15 protein-coding genes are annotated in these 16,701 nt (G+C 70.0%); 4 read left to right on the forward strand and 11 right to left on the reverse strand.

From position 1 onward, the window contains the following. Positions 1–116 precede the first annotated feature (116 nt). The 3 genes from TSO5_RS11870 to lptF form a co-directional block, all read right to left on the reverse strand. Positions 117–677: a flagellar biosynthesis regulator FlaF gene (locus tag TSO5_RS11870; RefSeq protein ID WP_109151784.1), complete on the reverse strand. Its 561-nt coding sequence runs from the start codon at positions 675–677 to the stop codon at positions 117–119. A gap of 87 nt (positions 678–764) precedes the next feature. After that, positions 765–1,775: a glycosyltransferase family 9 protein gene (locus TSO5_RS11875; protein ID WP_109151785.1), complete on the reverse strand. Its 1,011-nt coding sequence runs from the start codon at positions 1,773–1,775 to the stop codon at positions 765–767. Beyond that, the gene (lptF, locus tag TSO5_RS11880; protein ID WP_109151786.1) at positions 1,772–2,929 is read right to left on the reverse strand and encodes an LPS export ABC transporter permease LptF; all 1,158 of its coding nucleotides are present in this window, start codon (positions 2,927–2,929) and stop codon (positions 1,772–1,774) included. Before lptF ends, TSO5_RS11875 begins: the two co-directional genes overlap by 4 nt. A 186-nt stretch (positions 2,930–3,115) precedes the next feature. Here lptF and TSO5_RS11885 point away from each other — a divergent pair, with 186 nt between their 5' ends. The 4 genes from TSO5_RS11885 (at position 3,116) to TSO5_RS11900 (ending at position 8,704) form a co-directional block, all read left to right on the forward strand. Then, positions 3,116–5,293, forward strand: a complete 2,178-nt coding sequence (locus TSO5_RS11885) for a tetratricopeptide repeat protein (RefSeq protein WP_247870716.1) — start codon at positions 3,116–3,118, stop codon at positions 5,291–5,293. Positions 5,294–5,402: 109 nt separating this feature from the next. After that, complete coding sequence (locus tag TSO5_RS11890; RefSeq protein ID WP_247870717.1) at positions 5,403–6,740, forward strand: sorbosone dehydrogenase family protein; 1,338 nt, start codon at positions 5,403–5,405, stop codon at positions 6,738–6,740. A 66-nt stretch (positions 6,741–6,806) separates the two neighbouring features. After that, positions 6,807–7,934 (forward strand): cysteine desulfurase family protein, encoded by a 1,128-nt coding sequence (locus TSO5_RS11895; RefSeq protein ID WP_109151789.1) that lies wholly within the window; start codon positions 6,807–6,809, stop codon positions 7,932–7,934. 98 nt (positions 7,935–8,032) lie between these two features. Next, a complete protein-coding gene (locus TSO5_RS11900) occupies positions 8,033–8,704 on the forward strand; it encodes a hypothetical protein (protein ID WP_109151790.1) in 672 nt (223 codons plus the stop codon). A 75-nt stretch (positions 8,705–8,779) separates the two neighbouring features. On the opposite strand, the gene TSO5_RS11905 is transcribed toward TSO5_RS11900, so the two are convergent. From TSO5_RS11905 to TSO5_RS11940, 8 genes are all read right to left on the reverse strand, one after another. After that, the gene (locus TSO5_RS11905; RefSeq protein WP_348981056.1) at positions 8,780–9,544 is read right to left on the reverse strand and encodes a porin; all 765 of its coding nucleotides are present in this window, start codon (positions 9,542–9,544) and stop codon (positions 8,780–8,782) included. Positions 9,545–9,864: 320 nt separating this feature from the next. Beyond that, a complete protein-coding gene (locus tag TSO5_RS11910) occupies positions 9,865–10,638 on the reverse strand; it encodes a 5-oxoprolinase subunit PxpA (protein ID WP_199230871.1) in 774 nt (257 codons plus the stop codon). Positions 10,639–10,675: 37 nt separating this feature from the next. Continuing rightward, on the reverse strand, positions 10,676–12,250 hold the full coding sequence (locus TSO5_RS11915) for a HAMP domain-containing methyl-accepting chemotaxis protein (protein ID WP_109151793.1): 1,575 nt from the start codon (positions 12,248–12,250) through the stop codon (positions 10,676–10,678). A 38-nt stretch (positions 12,251–12,288) separates the two neighbouring features. Beyond that, on the reverse strand, positions 12,289–13,311 hold the full coding sequence (locus TSO5_RS11920) for a biotin-dependent carboxyltransferase family protein (RefSeq protein ID WP_109151794.1): 1,023 nt from the start codon (positions 13,309–13,311) through the stop codon (positions 12,289–12,291). Further along, the gene (pxpB, locus tag TSO5_RS11925; protein ID WP_109151795.1) at positions 13,308–14,075 is read right to left on the reverse strand and encodes a 5-oxoprolinase subunit PxpB; all 768 of its coding nucleotides are present in this window, start codon (positions 14,073–14,075) and stop codon (positions 13,308–13,310) included. Before pxpB ends, TSO5_RS11920 begins: the two co-directional genes overlap by 4 nt. A gap of 58 nt (positions 14,076–14,133) precedes the next feature. After that, on the reverse strand, positions 14,134–14,901 hold the full coding sequence (locus TSO5_RS11930) for a transporter substrate-binding domain-containing protein (protein ID WP_109151796.1): 768 nt from the start codon (positions 14,899–14,901) through the stop codon (positions 14,134–14,136). Between the two features lie 89 nt (positions 14,902–14,990). After that, the gene (locus TSO5_RS11935) at positions 14,991–15,779 is read right to left on the reverse strand and encodes a putative hydro-lyase (RefSeq protein ID WP_109151797.1); all 789 of its coding nucleotides are present in this window, start codon (positions 15,777–15,779) and stop codon (positions 14,991–14,993) included. A 178-nt stretch (positions 15,780–15,957) separates the two neighbouring features. After that, positions 15,958–16,662, reverse strand: coding sequence for an ABC transporter ATP-binding protein (locus TSO5_RS11940; RefSeq protein ID WP_109151894.1), 705 nt, complete (start codon positions 16,660–16,662; stop codon positions 15,958–15,960). Positions 16,663–16,701 lie beyond the last annotated feature (39 nt).

Below are 16,701 nucleotides of genomic sequence, written 5' to 3' on the forward strand. Positions count from 1 at the left end.
CGCCTACGCGGGGATGACGACCGAGAGGCGCTCTGAAACGTAAAAAGTCTGAAAATAAGCAAAAAGGCTGGCGCCCCATCGGAGCGCCAGCCTTTTTGCTGTCGATATCAACCCGCTCAGATCGAAATGCGCAGGGACTCGCGGTTCACCGGCGCAGCATCGGGAGCCGTCATCGGGCGCGGCGGCACGGCCGGGCGCATGCCGGCGGGCGGCTGGCCCGGTGCCGGGGCGGCGGGCGGAGCGGCCTGGGCGGCAGGCGCCTGCGGAGCGGCGGCCTGCGGCGTGCCCGGATGCGGCTGGGTCGCCTGCTGGGCGGCGATGAACTGGCCCTGGGCGGTCAGGCCGCTGGCGACGTTGCGGTTGATGTTGACCAGCGTGTCGATCTTGGCGAAATCAAGGTCAATCAGGCGGTTGGTCGTCTCGCGGTCGACCAGCAGCGACAGGGCCGCGATGTTGGTACGGACCTCCGGCGGATGTCCGCAATCCTCTTCGGTGATCGCCGCCTGGAAGATCGTCCACAGGCGCTGGTTCAGCTGAAGAGCCTCGCGGTAGGCCTTTTCGTCCTTGGCATGGCTGGCGGCGATGATACGGCGCGCCGCTTCCGCCAGGGCCCAAGCCTCGACGTCGCGCGGATTGTCCGAGGTCGGCTTGTTGGCGTAGGTGGGAGTCGGCTTCATTCCAAACCCTCGGGGGAAAACCCATCCGGTGGGGCGGACCTGCCCCTTTGCTTCGTCGCGGAAGTGTCGGTTATCCGGCCGGCTTTGTCAACGCAACGGGGGTACTTCGGCCGGTCCGCAGGCCCTTGCCGCAAACTGGTCACAAGTTCTATGCGCTTCGGACAGGAGTTCAATTGCGGTTTCCACCACCCGCTCCTCGCCGATGCCGTCCATCAGGCCGCGGTCGTCGGGGTCGGCGGCGACGCGGGCCAGCAAATCCGCCTGCGGCACGCTGCTGGTCACCACCCGGCCGCGTGGCCCCCAGGGGCCATAGATGGCGGGATAGCCGGGGCCGAACAGCCCGACGGTCGGCACGCCCGCCGCCGCCGCGATGTGCATCAGCCCGCTGTCGTTGCCGACATAGAGCGCCGCCCGCTCCAGGCAGGCGGCGGCAGCCATCGGGTCGGTGCGGCCGGTCAGGTCGATGGCCTTCGATCCCAGCGCGTCCAGCACCGGCCGCGCCCGCTCGCGCTCCGGCGGGGCGGCCAGCACCGCCACCCGGGCACCAGCCAACGGCCCGTCGTCTCCCGTCAGGCGCAGCGCCAGCCGGGCGAAACGGTCGGCCGGCCATTCCTTGCCCAGCCAGTTGGCCGTCGGCCCGATGGCGAGGAAGGGGCCGGTCCCGGCGGGAATCAGGGCGTCGGCCTGCTCCCTCGCCGCCGTGTCGATCCACAGACGCGGGGCCGGCGGCGGCGACAGGCCCAGCACGGCGGCATTCTCCTCCACCTTGTGCATCGGGCGGACGGCCTTGGCGTGGAAGGCGCGGCGCCGGGCCGGCACCAGCCGCCCGACCGCCGAGTTGCGCAGATCGACCACCAGATCCCAGCGCGTGCCCACGCACTCCAGCCACAGCCGCATCCAGTGCCGGGCATAGGAGCGTTTGGCCAGCGGGATCAGCCGCTCCAACCCCGGCACGGCGCGGAACAGCGGCGCCGGCAGCGGCCCGCAGGCGATGGTCAGCCGGGCCTCCGGATAGGTCCGGGTCAGATGGTCGAGCAGCCCGGTCGACAGCACCGCGTCGCCCAGCCGGTTGGAGGTGATGAACAGGATGCGGCTCATGACGCGGGCCCGGCCGCCGCATCATGTCCGGACGTGGCCCCATCCGGTGCGCCGTTCCGCCGTCCGGGCCGCAGGCTGAGGCCGCGCGACATCACCCACAGGGCCGGCAGCAGCGCGACCAGCGGCATGGCGTACATCAGCGGCACGAAGACCGTCGCCTTGCCGGCGAGGCTGGTCAGCCCCAGCGCCGCCGCCTGCAGCCCCATCACCAGCAGCACGGCGATGGTGACGCGCGACGACTGGCCGCGCCGGTTGAATTCGCCCGACAGCAGCGCCGACAGCGCCACCAGCGCATAGGTCAGGGCCAGCAGCGGCGAGGAGAAGCGGTGGTGCAGCTCGGCAATCAAGCCGCGGCGCATGCGGTCGTCCTGCGCCGGGACGTTGCCGTCCATCAGCTCCGCCGTGGTGCGTTCACGGGCGTCGGGCCAGCGCTCCGCCGCCTGGGGAGCCACCGCCTTCAGGTCGACTGCATAGCGGTCGAAGAACAGCTGCGACAGCCGGTTGGTCTTGCGGTCCAGTTCCTGCCGGTTGCCGTCATAGACGACGAAGCGCGTGCCCTCCGGCCCGGTCTGCATCACCGCGCGGTCGCCCATGATCGTCACCGGCTTGTCCGGCTGGCGGCCGTCATGGATCAGCACCTTGTGCAGGTTGCCGTCGCTGTCGCGGTCGCGCAGGAAGACGCTGAAGCGGTCGCCGACCTCGTTGAACACGCCTTCGCGCAGGAACAGCTGCGAATAGTCGCTGCGCACCGTGTATTCCATCCGAACCAGCTCGCGGTGGGCGGCCGGGGTGATCCAGACATTCAGGACGAAGACGACGGCCATCACCCCCACCGCCAGCACCAGCGCCGGCTTCGACAGCGAGAAGGGACCGACGCCGGCCGCGCGCATCACCACCAGCTCGCTGTCCGTTGCCATCTTGTTGTAGGTGAACAGGATGGCCCCGACCAGCGCCAGCGGCAGCACGATGCCGAGGAAGGTCGGCACGGTCAGCAGCAGCAGCCACAGGAACATGCCCATCGGCGCGCCGGCGCTGACCACGATCTCGATCAGGCGCAACGACTGGCTGAGCCAGATGGTCAGCGTCAGGCCGGCGGTCGAATAGAGCGTGGCGATCAGCAGGTTGCGGAACAGGTACCGTTGCAGTCGGTTCATGGAGATCGGCCGAGATCTGTATAAGGCCGGCAAGCTGACCGCCCCGGCCCGCCGGGTCAAGTGTTGAAAACCGGCGGCGGCGATACGGGTGGCCCGTCCGCCGCCATCCCGCCCCCAATCACACCTTGGCACACTATACCGGGAAAGGGCTGGCACCGGCCCCCGCCAACCGGTATGACGGTCGTCATGGCGACGATCCAGGAAGCGATGGCTGCCGCGGTGGCGCATCATCAGGCCGGCCGGCTTGCCCAGGCGGCGGCCCTCTACCATGCCGTGCTCGACGCAATGCCCGGCCAGGCCGACGCCGCCCACCTGCTGGGGGTCGTCCATCTGCAGTCGGGCCAGCCTGACCGCGCCGTCACCCTGATCCGCGGCGCCATCCAGCAGAACCACCGGGTCGCCGACTATCACGACAATCTCGGCAGCGCGCTGAAGGCGCTCGGCCGGCTGGAGGAGGCATTGGCGGCCCACCGGCAGGCGGTCCGCCTGCGGCCGGAATTCGCCCAGGCGCTCTACAATCTGGGGAACGCGCTGGAGGCGCTCGGCCGGCTGGAGGAGGCGGCGACCGCATTCCGGCAGGCGGCGGCGCGCCGTCCCGGCTATGCCCGCGCCCGCTTCAACCTGGGCAACGTGCTGGCCGCCCTCGGCCAGCGGGCCGACGCCGACGACGCCTATCGCGCCGCCCTGGCCGACGATCCGACCTTCGTCGAGGCGCATGCCAACCGAGGGTCGCTGCTGCTGGCGCTGGACCGGCCGCAGGACGCGGCGGCGGCATTGGCCCGCGCGCTGGCACTGCGCCCCGACCATGCCGCGGCTCTGTCCAACCTCGCGGCGGCCCGTCTTGCGCTGGGCGACCGCGACAGCGCGGAGAGCGCCGCCCGCCATGCCGTGGCGGCTCGCCCGGATCTGGCCGACTGCCTGCTGCGGCTGGGAGAGGTGCGCCAGCGCGCTGACCGGCTGGGCGCCGCGGCCGATGCCTACCGCGCGGCGCTGGCGCTGAACCCGGCGCTAGCGGAGGCGCATGCCAACCTCGCGCTGGTGCGGCAGGGCCAGGGGCTGCTCGACGCGGCGGAGCTGGGCAACCGGCGGGCTCTGGCGCTCGATCCGTCGCTGGCCGACGTGCGCTCCAACCAGGCCTATCTGCTGCTGTTCCGGCCGGGGGTGACGGCGGCGGCGGTGCTGGAGGCGCATCGGGACTGGGACCGCGTCCATGGCGCCCCCCACCGCGGGCGCTGGGTCAAGCCCGGCAAGGTGACCTCCGGCAAGGGGCCGCTGACCGTGGCCATCCTGTCCGGCGATTTCCGCCGCCACCCCGCCGGTCTGTTCGCCGTCCGCACGGTGGAGGCGCTGCCCGCCCATGATATCCGCCTGCTGCTCTACGCCAACCAGACCGAGTCCGACGACGTGACCGACCGCTTCCGCAAGGCGGCGGCCCGCTGGATCCCGGTCGCCGGGCTGCCGGATGCCGAGGTGGCGAGCCGGATCCGCCACGACCGGCCGGACGTGCTGATCGACCTCGCCGGCCACAACGCCCGCGGCCGGCCCGGCGTCTTCGCGCGCAAGCCGGCGCCGGTGCAGGTCGCGTGGTCCGGCTATATGGCGACCACCGGGCTCGCCGCCATGGATGCGCTGGTCGCCGACCGCCACCATGTGCCCGACGGGATGGAAGCCTTCTATGCGGAGCGGGTGCTGCGCATGCCCGACGCCTTCATCGCCTATGATGCGCCCAGTGGCGAGGGGGGCGACGATACGGAGCTTCCGCTGACGCCGCCGCCCAGCCTGTCGGGCAAGCCAGTGACCTTCGGCAGCTTCAACATCCTGACCAAGCTGAACGACGGCGTGCTGGCTGCCTGGGCAGCCATCCTGGGCCGGGTGCCGGACTCCCGCCTGCTGATGAAGACCAAGGCGCTGTCCTGCCCCGCCACCGCCGATCTGTGGCGCGGCCGGCTGGCCGCCGCCGGCATCGATCCCGGCCGGGTGACGATGGTCGGCGCCACCAACAGCCTGGACCACATGCGGCGCTGCGCGTCGGTCGACGTGGCGCTCGACCCCTTCCCGTTTTCCGGCAGCACCACGACGCTGGAGACGATGTGGATGGGCGTGCCGGTCGTCACCCTGCCGGGGGAGACCTTCTCCAGCCGCCATTCCCTGGCCTTCCTGACCGTGGCGGGGGTGGAGGGCTGCATCGCTTCCGACCCGGCCGACTATGTGGACCGCGCCGTCGCCTGGGCATCCGACCCGCAGCGGCTGGCGGAGCTGCGCCGCACCTTGCGCAGCCGCATGGCCGCCGGCCCGCTGTGCGACGGCAACCGGGTGGCCGCCGCCCTGGCGGCGGAGCTGCGGGCGCTCGCCCGGCCGCACTGAGGGCCGCAACGGAACCAACACATCGGCGGCACCGTTGACCGTGGGTACTCCCTCCACGCCCACAGACGCGGGATTTCGGCGCATGCACAGCACCATACGGCCAGCCCTCATGCTTTCCGCGACGGTCGCGGTCCTGTCGCTCGCCGGCTGCGGCGATCAGGCGACCTTACCGGTGTCGGCCGGCACCGGTCCCAACCCGACCCTGCCGGAACCGAAATCCTCGCTGATTCCCACGGTCAACATCGCCGACGCCGTCGGCTGGCCGCAGGGAGCACAGCCGGTCGCGGCCCAGGGGCTGAGCGTTACCCCCTTCGCCACCGGGCTGGACCATCCGCGCTGGCTGCTGGCCCTGCCCAACGGCGATGTGTTGGTGGCGGAGACCAACGCCCCGCCGAAGCCGGAAGACGGCAAGGGCATCAAGGGCTGGGTCATGGGGCTGGTGATGGGCAAGGCCGGCGCCAAGACGCCCAGCGCCGACCGCATCACCCTGCTGCGCGACAGCGACGGCGACGGCAAGGCCGATGTCCGCGAACCCTTCCTGCAAGGGCTGTATTCGCCCTTCGGCATGGCGCTGGTCGGCAACGACCTCTACATCGCCAACACCGACGCGGTGGTGAAGGTGCCCTACAAGGAGGGCGACACGAAGATCGCCGCCAAGCCGGTGAAGGTCGTCGACCTGCCGGCCGGGCCGATCAACCACCATTGGACCAAGAACATCATCGCCAGCCGCGACGGCGGCAAGCTCTACGCCACCGTCGGGTCCAACAGCAATGTCGGCGAGAACGGGATGAAGGCGGAGCAAGGCCGAGCCGCCATCTGGGAGATCGACCTGAAGACGGGCGCGCACCGCATCTTCGCGTCGGGCCTGCGCAATCCCAACGGCATGGACTGGAATCCGGTGACCGGCGAGCTGTGGACCGCCGTCAACGAGCGTGACGAAATCGGCAGCGACCTCGTTCCCGATTACATGACCTCGGTGAAGGACGGCGGCTTCTACGGCTGGCCCTACAGCTATTACGGCCAGCATGTCGACCAGCGGGTGGAGCCGCAGCGCCCCGACCTCGTCGCCAAGGCGATCCCGCCCGACTATGCGCTGGGTCCGCACACCGCCTCGCTCGGCTTCACTTTCTCGCACCAGGGCGAATTGCCGCCGAACCTGCAGCAGGGCGCCTTCGTCGGCCAGCACGGCTCCTGGAACCGCGAGCCGGCCAGCGGCTACAAGGTGATCTTCGTGCCCTTCCAGAACGGCAAGCCGGCGGGCGAACCGGTCGACGTGCTGGCCGGCTTCCTCGACAAGGACGGCAAGGCGCAGGGCCGCCCGGTCGGTGTCACGTTGGACAACAAGGGCGCGCTGCTGGTCGCCGACGATGTCGGCAATGCCGTCTGGCGCGTCAGCGGCAGCAACGCGGCCCAATCGGCAGAGCGGCCGGACCAGCCGTCGCAGTGATTTGAATGAAGGGGAGAAGGACATCCCACCTCCCCTTCCGCCGCCGATGGCGCGATACTGCGCGCCATGATCTATCTCGACCATCTGGCCTCGACGCCGCTCGACCCGCAGGTTCTTGAGACGATGCTGCCCTGGATGCGGGCACAAGCGGCCGGCAACCCGCATGCCGCCCATCCGGCCGGGTGGCGCGCCGGCGACGCCATCGCGCATGCGCGGGCGGAGGTCGCCGCCCTGGTCGGCGCGCAGCCGGGCGAGGTGGTCTTCACCTCCGGCGCCACCGAGGCCAACACGCTGGCGCTGCTGGGCGGCGTCCCGGCGGGTGGCGGCTGCGTCGTCTCGGCGGTGGAGCATGCCAGCGTGCTGGGCTGCCTGCCGGAGCTGCGGCGGCGCGGCCACGCGGTGGCGATCCTGCCGGTGGATTCCGGCGGCCGGGTCGAACCCGCCGCCTTGGACGACGCCCTGGCCGGTTTGCCGAAGCCCGCGCTGGTATCGGTGATGGCCGCCAACAACGAGGTCGGGACGGTCCAGCCGCTGGCCGATCTGGCGGCGGTCGCGGCGCGCCATGGCGCAATGATGCACAGCGACGCCGTGCAGGCCCTGAGCACGCGCGCCCTCGACATGGCGGCGCTCGGGATCCACGGCCTCAGCCTGTCGGGGCACAAGCTTTATGGACCGATGGGAATCGGCGCCCTGATCGTCCGGCGTCCCTTCCGGCCGGTGCCGGCCTCGCCCGGCGGCGGGCAGCAGCGCGGCCTGCGGGGCGGAACCTTGCCGACGCCGCTCTGCGTCGGGCTGGGTGTCGCTTGCCGGCTGGCCCGTGAACGGCGGGAGGAGGACGCCCGGCGCATCGGCGAATTGCGCGACCGGCTGTGGCAACGGCTGCAGAGCCGCCTGCCCGGCATCCGCCGCAATGGCGCGGCGGATGGACTGGCCGGTTGCCTGAACGTCACCATACCCGGCATCGACGCCGCCGACCGGCTGCTGGATCTGCCGGAGCTTGCCGTTGCCACCGGCTCCGCCTGCCACAGCGGGACGAGCGAGGCGTCGCATGTGCTGCTGGCGCTCGGTCTTTCCGTCATGGATGCCCATGCCAGCCTGCGTTTCGGCCTCGGCCGCGGCACGACGGCGGCGGAGGTGGACGAGGCGGCCGACCGGCTGGCCGCCGCGCTGGGTTCGGCGAAAGTGGGGGAATGAGCGGGGGAATGAATCGCCCGGTCTGAGCGTCTTCATTCAACTGGCTCTGCCAGCGAGGTCCATCCCGGCCACACAACAAACAGCAACGGAGGAAACCCATGAGCAGTGCAAGCGTCCGGATCGTAGCGGCGGCCGCCTTCCTGTTGGCGATCCCGGGGGCTGCGGCGGCGCAACAGGCCGGCCCGTCCGCCATGACGTTCTTCGTCACCAGCGTGGGCGCGGGCAAGGGGGCCGACCTGGGCGGGCTGAACGGCGCCGACCGGCATTGCCAGCAGTTGGCCCAGGCTGCGGGCGCCGGCAACCACACATGGCGGGCTTATCTCAGCACCCAGGCCGCCGATGGCCAGCCGGCAGTCAACGCGCGCGACCGCATCGGCAAGGGCCCCTGGCAGAACGCCAAGGGTGACGTGATCGCCCGCTCGGTCGCAGAGCTGCACGGGACCAACGCCTTGACCAAGCAGACCGCGTTGAACGAGAAGGGTGAAACGATCAACGGCCGCGGCGACCAGCCCAACACGCACGACATCCTGACCGGGTCGCAGCCCGACGGCACCGCCTTCCCCGCCGGCCAGGACATGACCTGCGGCAACTGGACCAAAAGCGGCACCGAGGGTGCGGCCATGCTCGGCCACCATGACCGCATGGGGCTGGACGAGCAGCCGCCGGCGAAATCCTGGAACTCGTCGCACGCCTCGCGCGGCGGCTGCAGCCAGGACGCCCTGAAGGGCACCGGCGGCGCTGGGCTGCTCTATTGCTTCGCGGCGAACTGAACGGTTTGTCGCCGGCTGCGGCAGTGGGATGTGGCTGGGGGATGGCGATGTCATCCCCCACCCGTTCCGCCGCGGCTAGAACAACAGGCGGGCGCCGACCTTCACCACGGCGGCCAGGGAATCGGCACTGGTGTCGATATCGGTGTCGGCCATCACCTGCCAGCGCGGCGTGATGTGATAGGTCAGGTCGGCCAGATATTGGCCACCGGCGACGCCTTGGTAAGGGACCGTCCGCCGCACCCGCAGCGACAGGGTCAAGTCGCCAGTACCATAGGCCAGCGCCGCATTCAGGCTGCGGATCGAAGCGCCGTCCGCTTCTTCCTGCTGGCGGAGGTCGCCGTTCAGGGTCACGCTTTTCCAGGCCAGTTGGGTGCCGACCATCCAAGTCTGGCGCGGCAGCCGCCGGCTGTCGCTGCGCACCCGCGCCCAACTGGTGCCAGCGGTCAGCCGACTGCTGATGGCGCCGAACTGCATGGTCTTGCGCAACGCGGCCTCCACCAGATGCATCGCTTCGCGCGGATCGGGCATGTCGCCGTTGCCGCGGGGCATCGGCGTATAGCTGGCCCCCACCTCGAACCCCCGCAATGGAGGGGTGTAGTAGGTCAGCTTCGCCGAGTTGCTGCCGGCCCCGAAGGATGTCGGCAGGATCGACGATCCCACCAGACGGTTGCGGGCACTGTCGGTCTGCCCGATCTCCAGCTCTCCCCAGGAGACATCGACCTGCAAGAAATGTCGCTGATCTGCAACACTACCCTTTTGGTAGAGAATATCAGCAGACGCCTCGCCGGCCGAAAAAATCGCCACTGCCGCCAGAATAGGCATGGAAATTCGTCGTTGCATTGGCAAGACCTGTGCTGTTTGGCCGAGGATCGACTATCCTTCTGGTCGACACGGCCGTGTGTATCCTTTCTCGTTTGAGGGATGTTCGTCTAAAATTCTGACAAAACTGTGACCCGATCTTGGCATGCTGCGATGCAAAGATGAGCGGTGGTTCGCGTAATGCGGGAGGTCGTGGGAGGCTGCAGGCTTGGAGTGCCCCCTCCCCACCCCTCCCCCGCTTCGCGGGAGAGGGGGTAGGAGCTTTGCGGGAGTACGGCGGCAGTCCCCTCTCCCACCGAAGGTGGGGGAGGGTTAGGGAGGGGGCAAAGACCTACTGGAAATCAGACACTCCCCACCGCCCGCACCACCACCCCCGCCGCTTCCAGCGCCCGGCGCACCGTCGCTGCCATCGCCACCGCCGTCGGCGTATCGCCATGGACGCAGATGGTGTCGGCGACGATCGGCAGCCGGGTGCCGTGACGGCTTTCCACCGCCCCGTCCAGCACCATCCGCACCACCCGCGCGGCGGCCAGATCCGGATCGTGGATCACCGATCCGGCCACAGTCCGCGGTGTCAGCGTGCCGTCATCCTCATAGGTGCGGTCGGCGAAGGCCTCGCGCGCGACGCGCAGACCCACATCCTGCCCGGCGCGTTCCATGGCGCTCAGCGGCGGGACGACGAACAGCAGGGCGGGGTCCACCGCCTTGATGGCGCCGGCGATGGCGCCGGCCAGATCCGGCTCCACCGCCGCCATGTTGTAGAGCGCGCCGTGCGGCTTCACATGGGTCACCCGCTGGCCCGACAGCGCGGCACAGGCCTGGAGCGCGCCGACCTGATAGGCGACCAGCCGCTCGACCTCCGTGGTGGTAATGCCACGGATCACCCGGCGACCGAAGCCGGAGCGGTCCTCGAAGCCGGGATGGGCGCCGATGCGCACCCCCTTCTCCCCCGCCAGCCGGGCGGTGTCGGCCATGATGGTGGGATCGCCGGCATGAAAGCCGCAGGCGATGTTGGCGGAGGTGACGATGTCCAGCATCGCCCGGTCGTCGCCCATGGTCCAGGCGCCGTACCCTTCCCCCATGTCGCAATTCAGATCGATACTCGGCATGGCAATTCTCGCAATTCATTCAGGAAAAGACGACAGGGCGTTTTCACGCCGCCTCCGACTGTCGCAGGGAATGGATGAAGCCGGCAACCTCGCTGCGCATCGCCCCCATCTGCTCCGCCAGCATGCCGGCGGCGCCGTCCAGCTGGTTGGATGCGGCGCCGGTCTGCCCCGCCACGTCGGACGTGGCGTTGACGTCGCCCAGCAGGGCGCGCACTCCCTGCGCCGCCTCGCTGACGCCGCGGCCGATTTCCGCCGTCGCCGCATTCTGCTCCTCCACTGCCGCAGCGATGGAGGCGCTGATCTGGCTGAGGCTCTCCACCACGCGGGCGATCTCGACGATCTCGTCGGCAGCGGAACCGGTGGAGCCCTGGATGGCGCGGATCTGCGTCTCGATGTCCTCGGTTGCCTTGGCGGTCTGGGTCGCCAGCGCCTTCACCTCGCCGGCGACGACGGCGAAGCCCTTGCCGGCCTCCCCGGCGCGAGCCGCTTCGATGGTGGCGTTCAGCGCCAGCAAATTGGTCTGCTTGGCGATGGCGTGGATCAGCGTCACCACCGCCGACACGCGGTCGGAGGCCTGGACCAGACCCGCCACCTGCTCCGTCGCCTTTGAGGCCCGGCGCGACGCCTCGTCGGCGATGGACTGCGAATGCTGCGCCTGGACCGATATCTCGCGGATCGAGGCAACCAGCTCGTCCACTGCGGCGGCCATCCCGTCGACCGAGGCGTTCACCGCCGCCGCGTTGCCGGCGGCCTGCCGGCTGACCTGCCCGTTGTGTTCCGCCACGTCGGCAAGATCGCGGGTGGCGGTGCCCATGCCGTCGGTGGTGCGCAGCACCTCGCCCAGCACGCTGCCGACACGGCGTTCGAAATCATCGGCGACCGCGGCGATGGCGGCATGCCGCTCCGCCTCGGCCTGCCGACGCAGTGCGACCTGTTCGGCCTCCAGCCGCTGCTTGGCGGCGCCCTGCTCCTTGAAGACCTGGACGGCGGCGGCCATGCGGCCGATCTCGTCCCGGCGGTCGAGCGACGGCACGTCGAGCGCGATCTCACCGTCGGCCAGCCGGGTCATCACCCCGGTCAGCCGGACGATGGGCCGGGTGGCGCCGCGCACCATCAGGAACAGCACACCGCACAGCGCCACCAGCGCCGCCAGCCCACCGCCGGCCAGCAGCCATGCCCGCTCCCGCGCTTGAACCTCCGCCCGGCGGGGCGACAGGTGGATTTCCACCGTGCCCAGCTTGTCCATACGGGCGCCGCTCTTGCGCTGGATGTCGGCGCGGCGGACCAGCACCGTCGGGTCGCCGTCCGACACGTCGCCGCTCTTAGCGAAGAGCTGCCCCTTGGGATCGAGCACCCGGCTGCCGAGAAAGTCGGGATCGTTGGTCAGCGCCGCCAGCTGCGCCGCGGCGGAGTCGGCATCGACGTTCCAAAGCGGCTCCGCCAGCCCACCGGCGATGACGCGGACGGTGACGGCGGCCCGGTCCTCCAACGCGGTGCGGGCATCCTCGCGGTTGACGGTGACGACGGCGGCTATGCCGGTCGCGCTGATGACCGTGACCATCAGGGCGATGGGAACGACGACACGCATGGCAAGGGTACGGCCCACACGCTGCAGCATCGGGAGACCTCCATTGTGGGTGACAAAAGGGAAGCGGATCAGTCCCAGCCGGTGACGGCGCCGCCGATCAGGTTGAAGCCGAGCAGCCGGCCGCTGTCGTACAGCGCGAAGCCGCCGACCGATTGCAGAAGCGCCGGCAGGCCGTCCACCATCTCGCGATGGCGGGCCTGGATGCGTCCGGCCTCCGCCGCATCGACCGGGGTGAAGCGCAGCCGCTCGCCCGGCCGCATCTGCGCCAGCGCCGCGACGTCCGGGCCGACGACGCAGGCGATCTTGGGATAGCCGCCGGTGGTCTGGCGGTCGGCCAACAACACGATGGGACGCCCGGTCCCCGGCACCTGCACCGCGCCCAGCGGAATGCCGTCTGAGGTGATGTTGAAGCCGCGGGCATGCTCGATCACCGGGCCGTCCAGCCGGCAGCCCATGCGGTCGGCCTCGTGGCTGACGGTGTAGTCCTCTTCCAGGAAGGCTTCGATGCCGGCCGGGGTGAAGTAGTCCTGCTGCGGGCCCAGCATGACGCGCAGCCGTTTGCCGCGCGCCGGCAACAGCGACGGGTCGAGGCAGCGCTCTCCCCTGTCCGCCGCGTGATCCAGGGCCAGCGGCAACCGGTCGCCAGCCTTCAGCGCACCGCCGTCCAGCCCGCCCATACGGCTGCGTATGTGCGTTGCGACGCTGCCCAGCACCGGCTGAAGGGCAAAGCCGCCCTCCACCGCCCAATAGCCGCGCATGCCGCTACGCAAGGCACCGATGCGCAGGGTCTGCCCATCGGTCAGGCGCAGGCTGGTCCAGGCCGGGGCCGGCTCGCCATCGACCGTCAGCTCGGCATCAGCGGCGACGGCGATGCGCACCGGCCCGCCCTCCACCACGATGCTGTCGCCGGTCAGGGTGAACTCCACCGCCCCCTCCCCCGGCCGGTTGCCGACCAGGGCGTTGGCGACCGCATGGAGCAGCGGATCGGCCGCCCCGGCGACCGAGACACCATAGCGCTGATACCCGACCCGTCCGCGATCCTGGATGGTGGAGCTGGGACCGGCGGCCACGACACGAAGATGTGTGGTCATGCGGCGGCTCCCTGCAGCAGGGCGGCGGGTGCGGTCACCGTCTCGCAGTCGGGCAGATAGCCGCTCATCCCCTCCAGCCGGTCGAACTCGGCGGCGCTGATGGCGGTGAAGCGGATGCGGTCGCCCGGCGCCAGCAGAAAGGGTGGGTCCCGTTTAAGATCGAAGGTCTTTGCCGGGGTGCGGCCCAGCAGATGCCAGCCGCTGGGCATGACGATGGGGGAGATCGCCGCCTGCGCCCCGCCCTGCATGACGCTGCCCGCCGGGGTGACCATACGCGGGTTCTCGCGCCGCGGCTGGTGCAGCACCTCCGGCAGCCCGCCGAGATAGGCGAAGCCGGGGGAGAAGCCCAGCATATAGACCCGGTAGTCGGCGGTGCAGTGCAGCCGCACCACCTCCTCGGCGCTCAGCCCCGACCGGCGCGCCACATCGTCCAGATCCTCGCCATGCCGGCCGCCGAAACAGACCGGCACGATCCAGCGCAGTTGCGGTTCGGCCGCCGCCTGCGTCAGTTCCGCCGCCAGCCCGAGCAGGGCTTGGCCCAGCGGTTCTGCCGCCGTGACCGCCGGATCGAACTGCACCAGGATCGAGCGGTATGTCGGTACCGTCTCTACGATTCCGGGAAGGCCGGCGTCGGCAATGCGGCGGTCGAGCCGGTGGACGGCGGCGTTCAGATCCTGGGCGATGCCGTCGCCCAACTCGACGATCAGGGCGCTGTCCCCGGCCGGCCGCAGAACGGGCGCCGGAAACGAAGTGGTCACGCTCATGGCGGCTTCTCGAAGTCTGGTCGAAGGGGGAAGGCGCCCGCCACTCAGCGGGCATTTTTCAGCGAGCGTATTTGTCCAGGATCTGCTGATAGGCGCCGCTGGCCTTCATCGCCGCGACGCCCTTGTCGAACTCGTCGCGCAGCTTGGTGGTGTCGCGCGCCTTGGTGAAGGCGATGTAGCTGGGGATGTCCTGCACCGCCGGGGTCAGTTCCTTCACCTTGTCCAGCGCGCCGGCCTGCTTCAGGAAATACTGCGCGACATAGCGGTTGCTGGGCATCACCTCGAAGCGGCCGGAGACCAGCTTCTTCACGTTGCTGTCGCTGTCGTTCGACTTCTCCACCGCCGGCAGCACGCCGTTCTTGATCGCGTCGTCGACGATGGAGCCATAGCTGATCTGGTTGACGACGCCGAACTTGCGGTCGGCCAGCTTGGACAGGTCGCCGTCGAAGCTGACCGGGCTATCCGTCGCCACGAACAGCGACACCACCTGCGGCACCAGCACCTGGGTGGAGTAGTTCAAGAACTGCTCGCGCTCCGGCGTCTTGTAAGCGGTGAAGATGGCGTCCGCCCCGCCCTCGCGCACGGTGTCGAGCGCACGCGCCCACGGCATGATCTCCACCGTCACGGCATGCCCGGCGGCCTTCATCGCCTCGGTCACGATGTCAAAGGCGATGCCGGCCGGCTTGCCGCCGTCGTCATAGATCAGCGGCGGAAAGCTGAGCGCCACCATGCGCAGTTGGTCGGCCGAGGCCGGTCCGGCAACGGCCAGCAGGCCGGCGGCGAGAATGGACGTGGACAGCAGGCGGGAGGGGAACGGACGCGGCATCGGGCAAGCCTCCACTGTTACCGCGCGAGGCGGAGTGCCCGCGCGGCGGCCGGTGTTGCTGGATTTTGAAAGGGAGAGAAAGAGAGCGCTCAGAGCACCGACAGGTGCGTGTTCAGCAGGTCGGTGATCAGCATGGCGCCGGGGCTGTGGGTGATGGCGATCGGCGGACGGGCGTTGCGGATCGCGACCTGTGGCGTCACCCCGCAGGCCCAGAAGACCGGCACTTCACCGGGTTCGATCGGAACCGCCTCGCCATGTTCGGGATCGGCGATGTCGCGGATGCCGACGGCGGCCGGGTCGCCGAAATGCACCGGCGCACCATGCACCGACGGGAAGCGCGAGGTGATCTGGATGGCGCGGATGGCGTCCTTCGGCACCATCGGCCGCATCGACACCACCATGGTGCCGCCGAAGCGACCGGCCGGCGTGCAGGCGATATTGGTCTCGTACATCGGCACATTGCGGTTCATCGCGATGTGCCGCACCGGCAGCCCGTCGGCCAGCAGTGCCTCCTCGAACGAGAAGGAGCAGCCGATCAGGAAGGCGACGAAATCATCCTGCCACAGATCGGTGATGTCGGTCGGCTCGGCGGAGAGCACGCCGTCGCGGTAGACGCGGTAGCGCGGAACGTCGGTGCGGATGTCGATGTCGTGGCCCAGCGTCGGCAGGCGCGGGTCGCCGACCTCCGACACCGCCAGCAGCGGGCAGGGCCGCGGGTTTGCCTGACAGAAGCGCAGGAAGTCGCCGGCCCAATCCGCCGGCAGGATGGCGAGGTTGGCCTGGACATGGCCGGGAGCCAGCCCGGCGGTCTGGCCGCTGTTGGCGCCGCTGCGGATGCGCATGCGCTCGGCAGCGGCGGTGAGGAAGGGTGTGGTCATGGGGATGGTCCGGGGAGTTGGTGTGTGTGGAATTGTGCAGGTGGGGAAAAGTGCTGTGCCCCCTCCCTAACCCTCCCGCGCCTTTAACGGTGGAGGGGACTGCCGCCGCTTCGCAGAAGGCACCCTCTCCCGCGAAGCGGGGGAGGGTTGGGGAGGGGGCAATCGAAGCCGACTTCTCTCACATGCCCAGATACGCCTGCCGCACCTCGTCGTTGCCCAGCAGGTCCTGGCCGCTGCCTTCCATCACGACGCGGCCGGTCTGGATGACATAGCCGCGGTCGGCGATCTCCAGCGCGCGGTGGACGTTCTGTTCGACCAGCAGCACGGTGATGCCGCGTCGGCGGATCAGCTGGATGGTCTCGAAGATGCGGGTCACCAGCTTGGGCGCGACGCCCCAGGACGGCTCGTCCAGCATCAGCAGGTCGGGCTGGCTCATAAGGCCGCGGCACATCGCCAGCATCTGCTGCTCGCCGCCGGACAGGGTGCCGGCCTGCTGTTTCCGCCGCTCACCCAGCACGGTGAAGGTGTCGTAGGCGAATTGGAGCGTTTCCTCGCGCTTGGCCGCGTCGCTGGTGGTGAAGCCGCCCAGCATCAGGTTCTGTTCCACCGTCAGTCGGGGAAACAGCCGGCGGCCTTCCGGCACCAGCACCAGCCCGCGCTTGACCCGCTCATGGGCGGGCACGGCGGAGATGTCCTGGCCCTTCAGCAGGACCGACCCGCCATCGAGAGCGTTCAGCCCGGCGACGGCGCGCAGCGTGGTGGACTTGCCGTTGCCGTTGCCGCCGACCAGCGCGACGATCTCCCCCCGGTTCAGGGTCAGGCTGATGTCGCGGATGGCCGGGACGCGGCGGTAGCTGGACTGGATGTTGCGGACCTGGAGCATCGGCTCGCCCGGCGGCGCGACGGCCACGGGGCGGACGGG

The sequence above is a fragment of the Azospirillum sp. TSO5 genome, assembly GCF_003116065.1.
GTDB lineage: Bacteria > Pseudomonadota > Alphaproteobacteria > Azospirillales > Azospirillaceae > Azospirillum.